Here is a 16498-nt window from a genome sequence, read left to right as displayed (position 1 = left end):
GTCAGGGGTGAAGCGCGAGCGCACCGTCGCGGCGGGGTGGAAAAGGAGAGGGGCGTTCCTGGAGGGCCCGGGTGGTCGCGTTGACAGCGTCGCGGGTGCCGGGGCATCGTGTGGGGACTGATGACGCGCTCGACCCACCAGACGTGTTGCTGCTGTCCGGCATCCGCGGTGGGCGTCCGTCCGCCAGTGGCCTGAGCGCCCCTGGCTGAGCTGTTTCCGGAAAGCCCACTGCCCGCGAGGGAGTGGGCTTTTGACTTTCTCGCGTGGCCCCTTGCTTCACCCAGAGGTCCCGCATGGAACGTCTCGCGCTGTTGCGCGCCAGGAACTGGATGCCGTTGGCCCTGCTGCTGTCCGTGGCGGGCTGTTCGCGCGCCTCCAGTGATGCGTCACCCGACGGGACGGTGACGTTGCTCAACGTCTCCTATGACCCCACGCGGGAGCTCTACGAGGACCTCAACGCGGCCTTCGTGAAGCACTGGGCAGCCACGCGTGGCCAGCAGGTGTCCATCCAGCAGTCCCACGGAGGCTCCGGCAAACAGGCCCGGTCCGTCATCGAAGGATTGCGGGCGGATGTGGTGACGCTGGCGCTCGCGTACGACGTGGACATGCTGCACGAGAAGGCGCAGCTCCTTCCGGCGGACTGGCAGGCACGGCTGCCCCACAACAGCGCGCCGTATACGTCCACCGTCGTCTTCGTGGTGCGCGAGGGCAATCCCAAGGCCATCCGTGACTGGGACGACCTGGTGCGCGAGGACGTCACCGTCATCACCCCGAACCCGAAGACGTCGGGCGGCGCGCGGTGGAACTACCTGGCCGCGTGGGGACAGGCGCTGAGAGGCGAGGGCGGTAGCGAGGCCCGGGCCCAGGCGTATGTGGAGAAGCTGTTCCGCAACGTACCGGTGCTCGACTCGGGCGCGAGGGGCGCCACCACCACCTTCGCCGAGCGGGGCCTGGGGGACGTGCTCCTCGCCTGGGAGAACGAGGCCTTCCTCCTCATCCGCGAGGTGGGGCAGGCGCGCTTCGAGGTCGTCATTCCCTCGGTGAGCATCCTCGCCGAGCCACCCGTCGCCGTGGTGGACCCCAACGTGGACCGCAAGGGCACCCGGGCCGTGGCGGAGGCGTACCTGGCGTACCTCTATTCGGACGAGGGCCAGGAGATCGCGGCGCGGCACCACTTCCGGCCACGCTCGGAGGTCGTGGCCGCGAGGCATGCGTCCGACTTCCCCGGTCTGAAGCGCCTCACGCTGGCGGAAGTCGCGGGCGACTGGCGGCGGGCGCAGGCCACGCACTTCGCCGACGGCGGCCTCTTCGACCGCATCTACGCGCCCCGCGCGGACTGAGGACACCCCGCCATGTCCCATCCTACTCGCCACCGGGTGCTCCCGGGGTTCCGTCTGTCGCTGGGCTTCAGCTGGTTCTACCTGGGCCTCATCGTCCTCATTCCGCTCTCCAGCCTCTTCCTGCGGACCTTCTCCCTGAGCTGGGAGGAGTTCTGGGGCACCGTGACGACGCCGCGCGCGCTCGCCGCGTACCGGCTCAGCTTCGGGGCCTCGCTGGCCGCCGCGCTCGCCAACGTCGTCTTCGGCCTGCTGGTGGCCTGGGTGTTGGTGCGCTACCGCTTCCCCGGCCGCGACGTGCTGGAGTCCCTGGTGGACCTGCCCTTCGCGTTGCCCACCGCCGTGGCCGGGCTCACGCTCACGACGCTGTTCTCCGCGAAGGGGTGGTACGGCCAGTACCTCGAAGCGCTGGGGCTCAAGGTGGCCTACACGTCCGTGGGCGTGGCCATCGCGTTGACGTTCATCGGGTTGCCTTTCGTGGTGCGCACCGTGCAACCCGTGCTGGAGGACATCGACGTGGACGTGGAGGAGGCCGCGGCCACGCTGGGCGCCTCTCCGTGGCAGACCTTCCGGCGCGTCCTCCTTCCCGCGCTCTTCCCCGCGCTGCTCAGCGGCTTCACGTTGGCCTTCGCCCGCGCGCTGGGGGAGTACGGCTCCGTCGTCTTCATCTCCGGCAACATGCCGCTGCGCACGGAGATTGTCCCGCTGCTCATCATCACCCGGCTGGAGCAGTTCGACTACGCGGGGGCGACGGCCATCGCAATCGTCATGCTGGGGGCGTCGTTCTCACTGCTGCTGGCCGTCAACCTGCTCCATCGCTGGAGCCAGCGTCGGCTGGAAGCCCGGCCGGGAGCGTGAGCGCCATGCATCCATCCACCCTCGTCTTGCGCCGAAGCGCGCGCAGTCTGAGCGGCCCGGCGTTCGTCCGTTGGGGGCTCATCGGCGCGGCGGTGCTGCTGCTGGGCGTCTTCCTCATCGTCCCGCTGGTGGCCGTCTTCACCTTCGCCTTCCAGAAGGGCTGGGAGGCCTACGTCGCCGCCCTGACGCACCCGACGGCGCTGGCGGCCATGCGGCTGACGCTGCTGGCCGCGGCCATCGCCGTGCCCTTCAACCTCGTCTTCGGCCTGGCCGCGTCGTGGCTCATCGCGCGGTTCCAATTCCGGGGACGCTCGTTGTTGATGACGCTCATCGACCTGCCCTTCAGCGTGTCACCCGTCATCGCGGGGCTCATCTTCGTGCTGCTCTTCGGCCGGCAGGGCTGGCTGGGGCCGTGGCTCCTGGACCACGACGTCCGCGTCATCTTCGCCGTGCCCGGCATCGTCCTGGCCACGGTGTTCGTCACTTTTCCCTTCGTCGCACGCGAGGTGCTGCCCGTGATGGAGGCCCAGGGCAGCGACGAAGAAGAGGCGGCGCTGACGCTGGGCGCGAGCGGCTGGCGCACCTTCCTGACCGTCACGCTGCCGAAGGTGAAGTGGGGCGTGCTGTATGGCGTCATCCTCTGCAACGCGCGAGCAATGGGCGAGTTCGGCGCCGTGTCCGTGGTGTCTGGCCACGTGCGCGGAGTGACGACGACGCTGCCGCTGCACGCGGAGATTCTCTACAACGAGTACGACCTGGCCGGCGCGTTCGCCGTGGCGTCGCTGCTGACGCTGCTCGCGCTCGTGACGTTGGTGGTGAAGAAGTTCGTGGAGTGGAGGAGTCAGCCGTCATGAGCATCGTCGTCGAACAGCTCGCCCGCCGGTTCAATCGGGGTGGTAGTCCCGCCGTGTCCAAGGTGTCCTTCCAGGCCCCCGAGGGTGCCATCACCTCGCTGCTGGGACCGTCCGGCGCGGGCAAGTCCACGCTGCTGCGGCTCATCGCCGGGCTGGAGATTCCCGACGAGGGCCGTGTCCTCATCGATGGCGTGGACAGCACGCAAATGCCAGTGCAGCAGCGTGGCGTGGGGGTGGTCTTTCAGAGCTACGCGCTCTTCAAGCACCTCACCGTCCGCCAGAACGTGGCCTTTGGCCTGGAGGTCCGGCGCGTTCCCAAGGCGGAGCGCGAGGCCCGTGTGGAGGAGATGCTCCGCATGGTGCAACTGGAGCACCTGGGCGGCCGCTATCCCGGCCAGCTCTCCGGCGGGCAGCGACAGCGCGTGGCCTTCGCGCGCGCCCTGGCCATCCGCCCCCGCGTGCTGCTGCTGGACGAGCCCTTCGGCGCGCTGGACACGCGTGTGCGCGAGGAGCTTCGGGAATGGCTCCATGCCCTGCACGAGCGCACGCGGCTGACGACGCTGCTGGTGACGCACGATCAGCAGGAGGCCTTGGAGATTTCCCAGCACGTGGTGGTGCTGAGCGAGGGCCGCGTGGCCCAGGCGGGCTCTCCCGCGGACATCTACGACCGGCCCGCGTCCCCCTTCGTCGCCTCATTCATTGGAGGCGCCAGCGTGCTGCGTGGCCACGTCCAGGCGGGCAGGGCGGCCATGGGGGCTTTGTCTGTGACGGCTCCCGCCGCCGCGCGCGAGGGCGAACCAGTGCATGCCTTTGTCCGTCCGCATGACATCAAGCTGGCGAAGGCGGTCGCGGGCGCGGCGAGCGCTTCCACCGCCACCGGCCGCGTCGAGCGGCTCAAACCGGTGGGAGGCTACGTGAAGGTGTTCCTCCGCCTACCAAGCGGGGACGAAGTCACGGTGGAGGTCCCGCGCTCGGAGTTCGACGCGCTGGGCGTGGCGGAGGGGGACTCCGTGCGCGCCGACGTCCGGTCCGCCACCGTCTTCGTGGGGGACTACTCCATCTAGGTGGGAAGTCTTGAAAATCTAATATTTCAACTAAAGCTGCTTGTGTGATGGAGGAGGGCGGCTATGTCCCAGGGGAACCCCTGGAGCGAGACATGCACAAACGACACGCATTGCGTTCGATGTTGTGGGCCGCGAGCAGTCTGGCGTTGGTTGGCGGCTGTTCCCCGGAGCCGGAGTTGTCCGACGCGGAAGCCCTTCCCCTGGTGACGCAGGAGCAGGGCGAGCGGGCCTATGACCCGGGGCCGGGCTGGAACCTGGCGTGGCAGGATGACTTCACGGGCAACAGCCTCAACTCCGCGAACTGGACGGTGCTGACGAGCAACTTCGACCCCGTCACCAACAACTGCAACTTCGGCACGGGGGAGCTGGAGTTCCCCCGCGCGCAGAACGTCACCGTCGCTGGCGGCAAGCTCATCCTCACCGCGCAGCGGACGGCCGACGCGCCGTTTGACTCACGCTGCGCGGGTTACGGGCCACGTTCGTACTACTCGGGCCGCATCCACTCGAAGGGCAAGGTGGAGCGCCGCTACGGCAAGCTGGTGGCGAGCATCAAGGTGCCGTCCGGCTATGGCATGTGGCCCGCGTTCTGGACGCTGGGCGCGAACATCTCCAACGTCGGGTGGCCCCGGAGCGGCGAAATCGACATCCTCGAGTGGCACTCCAACGACGCGTCGTGGATGAAGTCCGCCGCGCACTGGTTCGCCAATGGCGCGCAGCAGAGCTGGGGCACGGGCGCCAACCGCGGGTACAGCATCGCGGACGGCTTCCACACGTACGAGGTGGAGTGGACGGCCAACCGGATGATCTTCCGCCTGGACGGCGAGATTCGCGGCAACGAGTTCGCCCACAACGAGGCGGCCTTCCAGCAGAACCACTACATCCTCCTGAACCTCGCTCTGGGTGGGAACTGGTACGGCCACCCGCACCCGGACGCCATCGCGCTGCCCTGGGGCCAAACGAAGACGATGGAGGTGGAGTGGGTGCGCTGGTACCAGCCAGGGAGCACGCCGCCGCCCGCGTCACTCACCAACGCCAGCTTCGAGAACGGCATGACGGGCTGGGCCACCTGGAGTCCCAACGGCACCGAGGCCGCGGACTTCAGCGAGACGTACAACGGGGGCCGCACCGGCGCCTATCACCTGACGCACTGGACGAACGGCACACCCTTCGAGGTCTGGACGTACCAGCCGGTGTCAGGCCTCGCGTCGGGCACGTACAAGGTCCGCGCGTGGGTGCGAAAGAACGGCGGGTTCGACCTGTCGCGCCTCCAGGCCAAGACGTGTGGCGAGTGCGCGCCCGTGTTCACTGACCTGGGGAACCATGGCGACTGGACGATGGTGGAGACGCCGCCCATCTCCGTGACGGGAGGCCACCTGGAGCTGGGCTTCCACACCCGCGCCACGTCAGGCAACTCCGCCCACTTCATCCACATGGATGACGTGGAGCTCATCCGCCTCTAGTCACGGCGTGAGCCAGCGCTACAGCACCATTCGCCAGAACAGTCCGGCCAGGGTGGTGTAGCCCACCGCCGCGCGTTCCACGCGCCCCTCCGAGGAGATGAAGAACACGGTGGGGAAGCTGTTCACACGAAAGGCGGATTGAATGGCGTCGTCCCCGAGGAGCACCGGGTAGTCCACCGCGTGCTCCCGGGCGAAGCGCCGCACGGCCTCCTCGTCTTCATAGGCCACGGCGACGGACACGACATGCGCGGAGGCCCCCGCGAGCTTGCGCAGCTGCGAGAGGTTGGAGGACTCCATTCCGCAGACGCCGCACCAGGGCGCCCAGAAGGCCAGCACCACCGGCTTGCCGCGGAGCGCGTCCAGCCGCACGGTGTCACCTGTCAGCGTCTGGAGGGTGAAGGCGGGCGCGGGTGTCCCCGCTCCGGGAAGGTTCCGGGCCTGCCACGCGGCCACCGCCGAGAAGAGGAGGGCGAACACGGCCAGGTCCACGCCCCAGCGCACCCATCGCCGCTCCCGGGCACGGGCCCAGGTGGACTTCAGCCTCGCCAACATCCCCGTGCCGCCCTGCATGTGCATCCTTTCGATTCGGGACAGGCCACGGCCGCCCGGAAAGGGGCGGCCGTGCCTGCGTCACATCATGTCAGCGCGGCGGCCTCATCGGGCTGCCAGGCTGCGTCACGCAGCCGGGCGCCGTCCTGGCGCTGCGCGCGGCCCACCGCCCGCGTGACGGCGTTGCTGGCGCGCTCCAGCGTCCGGTCGATGGCCGCCAGCAGGTTGGTGTCCGAGGATTCGATGGCCAGCTCCCGCCCGTGTTCCAGGCGGAGTGCCACGCGGCACACCTGGTCCACGCCGCCCTTGGGGCCGTTGGCATCCTCCAGCCGCACGACGACTTCCTTCACCCTGTCGGACAGCCGGTCCAGGGCGAAGCGCACGCGACGCTCGGCGTAGGTTCGAAGGGTCTCTGTGAGGGGGATGTTCCGGGCTCGGATTTCGACTCGCATCCAGGACGCTCCTTCCGGGGCCCACCATGGGCCCACGCCTCTATCTCTGTCGTCGTGACGCTTTTGCCGCAAATAGGAAAAGCCCCCGTGAGCGCTTCGGAAAACCGAAGGTTCACGGGGGCCGGTGGCGGGGCCATGAGGCCCTGGAATCACGGGCCGCTGGACGTCGCGGCGCTGCCCGCGGGCTTCTTGGCCGCCGCCTTGGCGGGTGGGCTGGCTGCGCCCGTCGTCGCGGGGGCCTGCGCCTTGCTGGCCGGCTCCAGGGCCGCGGCGTCCGTGGGGGCCTTCTTCGCGGGCATGGCCCAGATGGGGGCCTCCGGCACCGCGCGGGCACCAATGCGCACCTGCTGCTCCACCATGCGCGACCACAGTGACGCCTTGTTGCCTACCAACGCGTTGTTCGCCAACTCCAGGGTCCGTGTGTCCTGTGCGCGACGGTAGAGGCGGGGGGCCACGTCCGGCTGGGCCGGGTCGGAGTCGCTCACCTGCACCTGCTCCTGCACGCTGATGCCCTCCTCCGCGAAGGTGAGGGTGGACGTCAGCTCGAACTTGCGGCGCAGCCCGTTGGGCAGCTCGAAGGTCATCTCCCGGGAAAGGGGGAACCACGCGGCGCCCAGGCAGGCGCGGTTCGCGTTGGAGACGGACTCGCTGAAGAAGCGGTTGGTGCGCAGCGGCATGATGCGCGCGTGTCGGCGGCAGACCTCCTCGTCGCCGGAGGTGCACGCGTCACCCTCCGCGACGAGGATTTGCGTGCCCTTCACCTTCTCCAGGCGCAGCTTGGTGTGCTTCGCCATGGCGCGCAGCGAGCCCAGGGCCTCCACGCGGAAGCCCTGCTCGGTGCTCTCCACCAGGGCCACCGGGCCCAGGGCCTCGCCGTTGGTGAAGCGCCGCGTCTGCACCCAGACCAGCCGCTGGCCCGCCTGGAGCGTCTCCAAGACGAGGTCCTCCTCGGAGAGCTTCTCCGCGGGAGGCAGGGCCTGCGAGTCCGGACCGGCCTCCACGCACTCGTCCGCGGCCGGGTCCTGCCACCACACCGGGGCACCGGCGCAGTCCACGCTGGGGCGCGGGTTGGCGCCCGTGTCCTTGTCGTAGCCGTGGAGCAGCAGCGCGAACCAGGTGTCCGGCGTGGGGAACGAGCGCGCGTTGGGGCCCGCCTCGGCGAAGCACATCGACGGCTTGGGGACGGTGGCGCAGCCGGCCAGCAGCGACAGCGCGACGGCGGAGGCCTGAAGCGTTCGTTTCATGGATTCTCTCAGGCCTCGGCGAACCGGAGGTCCCAGTCGCCTCCCTCGGTCAGGGCCACATGCAGCTTCGGGGGCACCGCGCCGCTCACCAGGTGCTGCAGCAGCTCGCGGGACAGCGCCGGCATCAGCGAGCCTTGGAGAATCTGCTCCATGTTGCGCGCCCCCATCTCCGACTCCGTGCAGCGGCGCGCGAGCTCGTCCAGCAGCTCCGGCGCCAGCGTCGTCTCCACGTTGTGCGCCGTGCGCAGCCGGCTCACCAGCTTGGCCAGCTTCATCTCGGCAATCTGGCGCATCACGTCGCGCTGCACCGGGCCGAAGGGGACGACCGTCATTCGAGCCAGCAGCGCCGGCTTGAAGTGCTGGCTGAGCGCGGGGCGAATCACCGACAGCACTTCATCGGAGGTGGGCTGCGCGCCGTCCTCGAACATCCGCATCACCAGGTCCGAGGCCAGGTTGCTGGTGAGGATGAGCACGGTGTTCTTGAAGTCCACCGCGCGGCCCTCGCCGTCCGTCAGGGAGCCCTTGTCGAACACCTGGTAGAAGAGGTTCATCACCTCCAGGTCGGCCTTCTCGCACTCGTCCAGCAGCACGACGGAGTAGGGCCGTTGGCGCACGGCCTCCGTCAGCAGGCCGCCCTCGCCGTAGCCCACGTAGCCCGGCGGCGAGCCGATGAGCCGGCTCACCGTGTGCTTCTCCTGGAACTCGCTCATGTTGAGCGTCGTCATGAAGCGCTCGCCGCCATAGAGCGCGTCTGCCAGCGCCAGCGCCGTCTCCGTCTTGCCCACGCCGCTGGGGCCCACGAAGAGCATCACGCCAATGGGCGTGTCCGGGTTGCGGATGCCGGCCTGGGAGATGCGGATGATCTCCGCCACCTTCTTCAGCGCCGCCTCCTGACCCCGCACCCGGCCCCGGAGCTTGTCCTCCAGGTTGAGCACCGACTCCAGCAGGTCGCTGCGCATCTTTCCCACGGGCACGCCCGTCCAGCCCGCCACCACCCGCGCGACGATGTCCGCGTCCACGTCCGCGTGTACCAGCGGCACCTCGCCGCGCGTGGCCGCCAGCTTCGCCGCCGCTTCGTCCACGGCCGCCTTCAGTGGCGTGGAGTCCGTGTCCGGAGCGGCCTCGCGCAGGGCCTTGCGGGCCTCCATCAGCGCCGCGACGGCCGTGCGCTCCGTCTCCCAGCGCGCGTGCAGCGTGGCACGTGCATCCACCGTGGCGCTCAGCTTCGCCTCGGCGGCCTCCAGGGACGTCTGTTCGTCCGGGCCGCCCGTGCCCTCGGCGAGGTCGCGCTTGCGCGTGTCGCGCTCGCGCTCCAGCGCCGAAATCTCCTGGTCCAGTTGCACCAGCTCCTCGGGCCGGGTGGACAGCTCAATCTTCACGCGGGCCGCGGACGTGTCCAGCAGGTCCACCGCCTTGTCCGGGAGCTGCCGGCCGGAGATGTACCGGCTGGACAGGCGCACCGCGGCGGTGACGGCTTCGTCGCGGATGATGACGCCGTGGGCCGCTTCGTACGTGGGGCGCAGGCCGCGCAGCATCAGCTCCGCGTCCTCCTCGCTGGGCTCCTCCACCTTGACCGGCTGGAAGCGCCGCTCCAGCGCGGCGTCCTTCTCGAAGTACTTCTTGTACTCGGCCCAGGTGGTGGCCGCGAGCGTGCGCAGCTCACCGCGCGCCAGCGCCGGCTTGAGCAGGTTGGACGCGTCCGTGCCGCCCTGCGAGCCGCCCGCGCCGATGATGGTGTGCGCCTCGTCGATGAACAGGATGATGGGAGTGGGGGAGGCCTTCACCTCGGAGATGACGGCCTTGAGGCGGTTCTCGAACTCGCCGCGCACGCCCGCGCCCGCCTGGAGCAGGCCCAGGTCCAGCCCCAGCAGCTCCACGTTCTTCAACGCGTCGGGCACCTCGCCCCGGACGATGGCCCAGGCCAGGCCCTCCACCAGCGCCGTCTTGCCCACGCCGGGCTCGCCCACCAGGATGGGGTTGTTCTTCCGGCGGCGGGAGAGGATGTCCACCATCTGCCGGATTTCGCGGTGCCGGCCGAAGATGGGGTCGATCTTCCCCTCGCGCACCCGGCCGGTGAAGGACGTGGCGAAGCGCTTGAGGGCTTCATCCCCTCGGCCGCCCGCGCTACCGGCCGCGCCTCCTGATGCGCCACTGGCGGCGGCATCCGCGGAGGCGACCTCGACATTCTCGGGCGAGGGCCGCAGCACCACGTCCAGCGAGCTCATCAGCTCGTCGCGGCTGATGGCGTCCAGCTCGGGGAACAGCTCCGCGGTGTAGCGCGCGCGCCGGCTGACGAACTGGGCGAACAGCAGGCCCGAGCGCAGCCGCGTGGCGCCCTGCTCCACGGAAGCCAGGAGCCACGCCTCCTCGAACCACTGGAACAGCGTCTCGGAGAAGACGGGCCGGCCGGAGCTGCCCGCGCGCAGGCCCTGGAGGGCGCGCTCCATGCTGGCCAGCAGGTGGCGGCGGTCCACGCCGAACTGCTGGAGGATGCGCGCGACGTCCGAGTCCTCCGGCTCCAGCATCTGCACCAGCATGTGCTCCGGGACGATTTCATAGAACCGTCCCGCGCTGGCCCGGGCCACGGCGGCCTCGAGCAGACGGGTAGAGGTGGGCGTCAGGCGACGGACAAGCGCTTTCGGATCGACGCGAATGGGAGCCCCCAAAAAGGAAAGCGGTGATGGACGATATATCGGGCGCGCCCTGGCGGCGTAAATCCCCGCGCGCCGCGCCCGCCTGCTCTAACAACTCATTTCACCACGGGGACACTCATCTGCGTCTGCTGACTCAGGCCCAGCCACGTGTCCCGCCCGAGCTGACTCGGCTCCCGGCTGGAGAGCCGGAACTGGTGCTGCACGCCTTCGGTGAGCCCCAGCTCCAAATCGTACTCCAGGGGGTCCCTCACGAAGAGGGCCACCACCTCTCTCACGAGTGGCAGCAAGTCCCCTTCCTGCATCAGCCGCTTGTAGGCGCGCGGCGGCAGCGGCCGGATGTGGATTTGAATCTTCCCCGTCCGGTCGAAGGCCTTGCCGCCCAACAGCATGTTGCGCCCCAACTGGTGGTTGGAGTGGCCCAGCCGCGCCCGGGCGTCGATGTCCACCCAGCGGCCCACGAACTGGCGCACCGACACCCTCGCGCCCTCCAGGTCGTCGCCCAGCACGTCCTCGAGCGCGACCTCCAACTGCTCGGACGTCCTCGCCCGGCTGGCCAGCAGCGGGGCGATCCGCAGCAGACGCCAGGTCGGCAGCGTGCCCTCCAGGGCCTTCTCGTAGGTGTCGAACCCGCCCAGCGCCAGCAGGCGCCGGGACCACTGGTCCGAGAAGGACGTGTCCGTCTCGCTGGTGACGCGGTACTTCGACTCGATGCGGTACAGCAGCGACAGCAGCCGGTGATGGAACAGGTCCAGGAACTCGCGCCGCACCGGGTGGTCCGGGTCCTCCTGCGCGACCTCCTCGGCCAGGTAATGAGGCAGGGGACTCACCGCGCCCGTCAGGCCCAGGAAGCGTGTCACCACCTCGAAGAGTGGCCGCTTCGAATACGGGTCCTCCGCCCGCACCGGCACCTGGTGGAGCGTTACGGACGACACGTCGCCCGAGGGGAACCCCAGGGACGGGTCGTGCCGGAAGCGAATCATCTCCTCGTTGACGGGCCCCGCGCCGCCCACGCGCGTGGCCTGCGACGTCAGCCGCTCCAGGAACGCCACCAGGGGAAAGAAGCCCACCCGGGGCGCCAGCTCGGCCAGCTTCTGGGCCGTCTCTACAAAAGCGTCTGGGAGCCGTTCCTCGGAAGCCACGCGAACTCCGTCTGCGAGGGGTGAAGCCGGATGCTCAGCTCGTTGAAGGAGTTGATGGTGACGTGGGAGGCGAGCAGCTCCTCCAGCACGGAGCCGAAGAGGAACGAATCGCCCACGCCCATGAAGTTCTCTTCGTCCAGGTCCACGCGGGTGCGGTGACCCCGCAGCGGCGCGCCCTCCAGGAAGCGCGTCACCGGCTTTGTCTCCACCGCGCGGATGGCGTTGATGCGCAGGCGGCTGGCGCGCGCCGCCAGGTTGTCGGTGAGCGAATGGAAGTTGTACAGGTCCATCAGCCGGCGCAGCGCGGCCGCGTCCGCCAGCGAGTGCTGGTTGATGGCCAGGTGCGACAGGAGCCGCCAGTGCAGCTCGGTGCCCAGCGGCGCGCGCGCGGGCCGGCTCACCGGGGAGATGTTCTTGAACTTCGCCTGCGTGGGGCTGGCGGAGGTGGACGCCGTCAAGTCACCCACCTGCAGCCGCGAGGGCAGCGAGCGGTTGGTGCACGTCAGGTCCATGGACAGCGCTTCCTCGGCGTTGACCTCCGGCGCGATGTTCCGCGGCGTCTCCAGGGTGATGTACGTGTCGATTCCTTCGTCCAGCGGCGAAGGCGCCCGGCGCAGCCGATAGAAGGACTGCTCAGCGTCCCCGCCCGCGGTGTGGGTGAACTCGTAGAAGGGCCGATAGACGCGCCGCTCGTTGCGCCCGGCCTTCAGGCCCGTCACCGAGTCCACCGAGTACACCTCGGCGTGGTTGGGGGGCAGGTCGGACGCGCGCAGCAGGTGCTCCCGGTCCAGCGTGCGGTGGAGGATGGGGTCCGCCGGCACGCTGAAGAGGTTCACCACGGGGGCGCAATGCAGCCGGAACATCTCCCGGTGGATGCGCGCATCCAGGGGCGGCGGCCGCTCCAGGTGGAAGGCAATCTCGAAGCGGTCCTCTTTCAGCCCGGCGGCGGCGTCCAGCCCGCGCACCTCGAAGAACAGGAACTTCTCCGGCAGCGTCAGGTACTCCTGGAGGTGGCGGTAGCCCTCGCTGGCGCGCGGCCAGGGCAGCAGCTTGAAGTCCCGGTGGAAGCCCACCGGTTGGATGGCATTCGCTGGCAGCTTGATGCCGTCGCCCTGGCCCGACGCGCCGCGCACGCGCACCTGGCGGCAGTAGCGGAGCAGCCACAACAGCACCACCGACGCGGCGGACAGGTCGGCGTGGATGAACAGGCGCAGGCCTTGCTCGCGGAACACCTCCGCGCGGCCCTGCTCCGTCGTCTGGAAATAGAGGCGCAGCACCGGCGCGGTGATGGACGACCGGTCCAGGAGCGCGTCGGTGAGCTGCACCGGCAGCAGGTCCACGTCCGTGGTGGTGCGGAAGACGCAACTGGTGCCGTCAATCGGCTGGGACGCCACCTCCGCCCCGGCGGCCAGCCGCGAGCGGCCGCGCAACGCGCGCAGGTGCGGGGTGAACTCGACGATGGTGGAGGCCGGCAGCGGGCGCAGGTAGTGCGGCAGCAGCAGCTCGGTGAGCCCGTGCACCAGCTCTGGCACGTCGTCGTCCACGCGCTCGCGGATGCGGGCCGCGAGGAACGCGAAGCCCTCCAGCAGCCGCTCCACGTCCGGGTCCGCGCCGCGCTCCACCAACAGGCCCGCGACAGAGGGGTTGGCCAGCCCGAAGGCCCGTCCCATCTCCCGCAGGTACGACAGCTCGCTCAGGTAATACTTGCTGAACATCCTCGCCCTCCGCCACGCACCCCTGGATTCACCCGGCTCACCACAGGTCCACGCGTCCGCCCGGGTGCACCTGGGTATGGAAACGCACCATGCCTCGTCGATCCCGCGTGGCCAACTGGGCGGTGATGTCGAAGCGCAGCGCCGTCGGGTCCACCGGGTCCGCGTTGTAGTGCACCACCACGCCCTTCAGGCGCGGTTCGAACTCCTGGATGGCCTGCCGGATGGACTGCGTCATCCGCGGTATCGCCGACGGGTAGGAATGGACGATGTCGTTCAGGTCCAGGATGCCGTAGCCCGGTGAGGCCACGGACTCTCCCTTGCGCGTGTTGAGGAGGTTGCGCAGGTGCTCGGCGATGGATTCAACGACGTCGCCAGGCGGGGCGAGCGTGCCGTTGCCTTCAGCGATGCGCGACAACAAGCCTCGGGAGCCCATGGATTTCCTTCAACAACGGAGTACCCCAACCCCCGGCCGCCCGCGGAGCCCACTTGCACGGACGGCCGGTGGAGGGACGGACATCAACGCTGGGTGTCCCAGGTGTCCTCGTGCGTGACGCCGCCCTGGGTGATGGTCCAGTTGATGGTGTGGAACACCAACTGGATGGTCTCCATCGGGGGCAGGTTGGTGCTCGCCGGCACGAAGGAGTTCGGCACCGTCTGCTGGATGGCGTTGATGCGGGCCTTCTTGATGGACACCGTGTAGAACTGCTCGGTGGTGCCGTCGCCCGTCGGGTTCGGCCGGAAGAACTTGAAGGTCGCGTCGATGACCTGGTTCTCGCAGAGGGCCTTCATCAGCAGCGGCGACGACTTGTCGATGCGCTTGGTGATTTCGATGCCCTCGTACTGGCGGCGGCCCGTCGCCAGACCCGAGCCGGCCTCGCGAGCGGTGAAGACCTTCTGGCTGTACGCGACGCACTCGATGGAATCCGCGCGGCCCAGGCTGGTCTGCGTGCTGTCGCCCTTGATGTCGCTGCCGTTCGCCTTCAGGTACAGGTGTACTGATTCAGCCATGACTTCAACCTCGTCGCTTTGCGCGCGTCCGCGCGCTGGTGGACCCAGGCTCACCCCGAGCCTGGGCTTGTTGGAGCCCCTAAACTAGCTGAAATGACCGACGCTGGGTGAAACGGGCTCTACTCCTTGTCCAGCTTGCCCACGAGGGACAAGGTGAACGACGCACCCATGTACTTGAAGTGGGGGCGCACCTGCAGGCTGCAGCGGTACCAGCCCGGCTGACCCTCCACGTCCTCCACCACCACGCGCGCGGCGCGCAGGGGGCGGCGCGAGCGCACGGCGGGAGCGGGGTCGTCCATGTCGGAGATGTACTGGCTGAGCCAGTGATTGAGCTCGCGCTCCAGGTCCGACTTCTCCTTCCAGCTTCCAATCTGCTCGCGCTGGAGCACTTTGATGTAGTGCGCCAGGCGGGTCATGATGAACATGTAGGGGAGCTGCGTGCCCAGGCGGTAGTTGGTCTCCGCCGCCTTGCCCTCCGGGGTGTTGCCGAAGAACCGGGGCTTCTGCGTGGAGTTGGCGCTGAAGAAGGCCGCGTTGTCGGAGTCCTTGCGGAACACCAGGCCGATGAAGCCCTCCTCGGAGAGCTCGAACTCGCGCCGCTCGGTGAGCATGACCTCGGTGGGAATCTTGGTCTGGATTTCCCCCATGGCCTCGTACTGGTGCAGCGGCAGGTTCTCCACCGCGCCGCCGGACTGGGGACCGATGATGTTCGGGCTCCAGCGGAACTTGGCGAACGAGTCCGCCACGCGGCTGGTGAGCGCCACGGAGGCGTGACCCCACAGATAGCGCTCGTGGTGGCCCACGACGTCCTCGGTGAAGTTGAAGGCCTTCACCGGCACCGTCTTCTCACCGTAGGGCAGGCGCAGCAGGAAGCGCGGCAGCGCCAGGCCCACGTAGCGCGCGTCCTCGCTCTCACGGAACGAGTGCCACCGGGCGTACTGCGGGCCCTCGAAGAGCGACTTGAGGTCCTTCAGGTCGGGCAGCTTGAGGAAGCTCTCCTCGCCAAACACTTCCGGCGCGGCATTGCCGATGAAGGGCGCGTGCGCCATGGCGGCCACGGAGGCGCACTTGCGGAGCAGCTCCATGTCCTGCGGGCCCACGTTGAAGTCGTAGTTGGCGGAGATGATGCCGTAGGGCTTGCCACCGAAGACGCCGTACTCGTTGGAGTACACGAGCTTGTACAGGCCGCTCTTGGTGACCTCGGGCGCGTCCTCGAAGTCCTTCTGCAGGTCTTCCTTGGAGGCGTTCAGCATCTCCACGCGGGTGTTCTCGCGGAAGTCGGTGCGGTCCACCATGAACTTCAGCGAGCGCCACGAGGACTCCAGCTTCTGGAACTCCTTCGCGTGGAGGATTTCGTTGACCTGGGAGGACAGGCGCTTGTCGATTTCGGCAATCATCGCGTCGACGAGCGCCTTGTCCACGCGCTCCTCGGAGCGGTTGGGCGCCAGCATCTCGGTGATGAAGGCCTGCACGCCGCGCTTGGCGACGTCGTAACCCTCGTCCTTCGGCTTCAGCTTGGCCTCGGACAGGATTTCGTCGAGCAGGGACAGCGAGGCGTCATTGGCGACGCCCGTGGACTTCTGGGTCTGGGTCTCGTTGGCCATGGTGATTCGGTTCCCCCGGAAAGGGCTACTTGGTCTCTTCGGTCAGACCCAGTTCCTTGATGAGCGCCTTGCGTCCGTCCTCGTCGGCGAGCAGGGCCTGGAGCTTCTTGCGGAACGCCGGCAGGTTGCCCAGGGGGCCCTTAAGGGCGTTGAGCGCGCTGCGCAGCTCGAGCAGCTTCTTCAGCTCCGGCACCTGATTGACGACGCTCTCGGGCGAGAAGTCATTCAGGTTCTTGAACTGGAGCGACACGTTCATCGTGGCGTTCGGGTCCGCCGAAAGCTTGTCGGCGGCGGTCAGGGTGACCTTGAGGTTCTGCTGGGCCATGACTTCGTTGAAGTTGGCCTTGTCCACGTTGATGGGCGCGCGCTGCTCCAGCGGACGGGCGTCTTCCTGACCCGTGAAGTCCCCCAGCATCAGCACCTTCAGCGGCAGCTCCACCTGCTCCTGCGCATTGCCGGTGGCGGGCTTGTAGACGATGTTGACGCGCTCGGTAGGGGCGACGGAACTCTCTTTGCTCATCTGCGGCTTTCTCCTTGAGAACTGCGTAGAAGACGCGGGC

15 protein-coding genes are annotated in these 16498 nt (G+C 68.6%); 5 read left to right on the top strand and 10 right to left on the bottom strand.

The genetic code is table 11. The annotated features are described in order from the left end of the window. Positions 1-329: 329 nt before the first annotated feature. The 5 genes from BLU09_RS28605 (at position 330) to BLU09_RS28585 (ending at position 5573) form a co-directional block, all read left to right on the top strand. Positions 330-1340 carry a sulfate ABC transporter substrate-binding protein gene (locus tag BLU09_RS28605; protein ID WP_090493041.1) on the top strand — a complete coding sequence of 337 codons (1011 nt, stop codon included), beginning with the start codon at positions 330-332 and terminating at the stop codon, positions 1338-1340. 12 nt (positions 1341-1352) lie between these two features. After that, positions 1353-2195: a sulfate ABC transporter permease subunit CysT gene (gene cysT / locus BLU09_RS28600; RefSeq protein WP_090493039.1), complete on the top strand. Its 843-nt coding sequence runs from the start codon at positions 1353-1355 to the stop codon at positions 2193-2195. A gap of 5 nt (positions 2196-2200) precedes the next feature. Continuing rightward, on the top strand, positions 2201-3049 hold the full coding sequence (gene cysW, locus BLU09_RS28595) for a sulfate ABC transporter permease subunit CysW (protein WP_090493258.1): 849 nt from the start codon (positions 2201-2203) through the stop codon (positions 3047-3049). After that, entirely contained in the window at positions 3046-4113 is a 1068-nt protein-coding gene (locus tag BLU09_RS28590; protein WP_090493037.1) for a sulfate/molybdate ABC transporter ATP-binding protein, read from the top strand. The genes cysW and BLU09_RS28590 overlap by 4 nt, the downstream gene beginning before the upstream one ends. Before the next feature lie 92 nt (positions 4114-4205). Beyond that, on the top strand, positions 4206-5573 hold the full coding sequence (locus BLU09_RS28585) for a glycoside hydrolase family 16 protein (protein ID WP_186817852.1): 1368 nt from the start codon (positions 4206-4208) through the stop codon (positions 5571-5573). An 18-nt stretch (positions 5574-5591) separates the two neighbouring features. Here BLU09_RS28585 and BLU09_RS28580 read toward each other — a convergent pair whose 3' ends face one another. The 10 genes from BLU09_RS28580 to tssB form a co-directional block, all read right to left on the bottom strand. Next, entirely contained in the window at positions 5592-6149 is a 558-nt protein-coding gene (locus BLU09_RS28580) for a peroxiredoxin family protein (RefSeq protein WP_090493033.1), read from the bottom strand. A gap of 59 nt (positions 6150-6208) precedes the next feature. Continuing rightward, positions 6209-6574, bottom strand: coding sequence for an HPF/RaiA family ribosome-associated protein (locus BLU09_RS28575; protein ID WP_090493031.1), 366 nt, complete (start codon positions 6572-6574; stop codon positions 6209-6211). 149 nt (positions 6575-6723) lie between these two features. Further along, complete coding sequence (locus BLU09_RS28570) at positions 6724-7818, bottom strand: hypothetical protein (protein WP_090493029.1); 1095 nt, start codon at positions 7816-7818, stop codon at positions 6724-6726. A gap of 8 nt (positions 7819-7826) precedes the next feature. Further along, positions 7827-10484 (bottom strand): type VI secretion system ATPase TssH, encoded by a 2658-nt coding sequence (gene tssH / locus BLU09_RS28565; RefSeq protein WP_090493027.1) that lies wholly within the window; start codon positions 10482-10484, stop codon positions 7827-7829. 83 nt (positions 10485-10567) lie between these two features. Further along, positions 10568-11611, bottom strand: a complete 1044-nt coding sequence (gene tssG / locus BLU09_RS28560) for a type VI secretion system baseplate subunit TssG (protein WP_020478477.1) — start codon at positions 11609-11611, stop codon at positions 10568-10570. Continuing rightward, positions 11575-13326 carry a type VI secretion system baseplate subunit TssF gene (gene tssF / locus BLU09_RS28555; RefSeq protein WP_090493025.1) on the bottom strand — a complete coding sequence of 584 codons (1752 nt, stop codon included), beginning with the start codon at positions 13324-13326 and terminating at the stop codon, positions 11575-11577. Before tssF ends, tssG begins: the two co-directional genes overlap by 37 nt. A 37-nt stretch (positions 13327-13363) precedes the next feature. After that, complete coding sequence (gene tssE / locus BLU09_RS28550) at positions 13364-13759, bottom strand: type VI secretion system baseplate subunit TssE (protein WP_090493023.1); 396 nt, start codon at positions 13757-13759, stop codon at positions 13364-13366. 83 nt (positions 13760-13842) lie between these two features. Beyond that, entirely contained in the window at positions 13843-14334 is a 492-nt protein-coding gene (gene tssD / locus BLU09_RS28545; RefSeq protein ID WP_090493021.1) for a type VI secretion system tube protein TssD, read from the bottom strand. A 119-nt stretch (positions 14335-14453) separates the two neighbouring features. Continuing rightward, entirely contained in the window at positions 14454-15938 is a 1485-nt protein-coding gene (gene tssC, locus BLU09_RS28540; RefSeq protein ID WP_011554794.1) for a type VI secretion system contractile sheath large subunit, read from the bottom strand. Positions 15939-15963: 25 nt separating this feature from the next. Beyond that, positions 15964-16458 carry a type VI secretion system contractile sheath small subunit gene (tssB, locus tag BLU09_RS28535; protein WP_011554793.1) on the bottom strand — a complete coding sequence of 165 codons (495 nt, stop codon included), beginning with the start codon at positions 16456-16458 and terminating at the stop codon, positions 15964-15966. Positions 16459-16498: the final 40 nt, after the last annotated feature.

The organism is Myxococcus virescens, assembly GCF_900101905.1.
In the GTDB taxonomy this organism is placed as follows: Bacteria; Myxococcota; Myxococcia; order Myxococcales; family Myxococcaceae; genus Myxococcus; species Myxococcus virescens.
The sequence above is the reverse complement of the archived record's forward strand: the minus strand, read 5'-3'. Positions and strand labels throughout refer to the sequence as shown.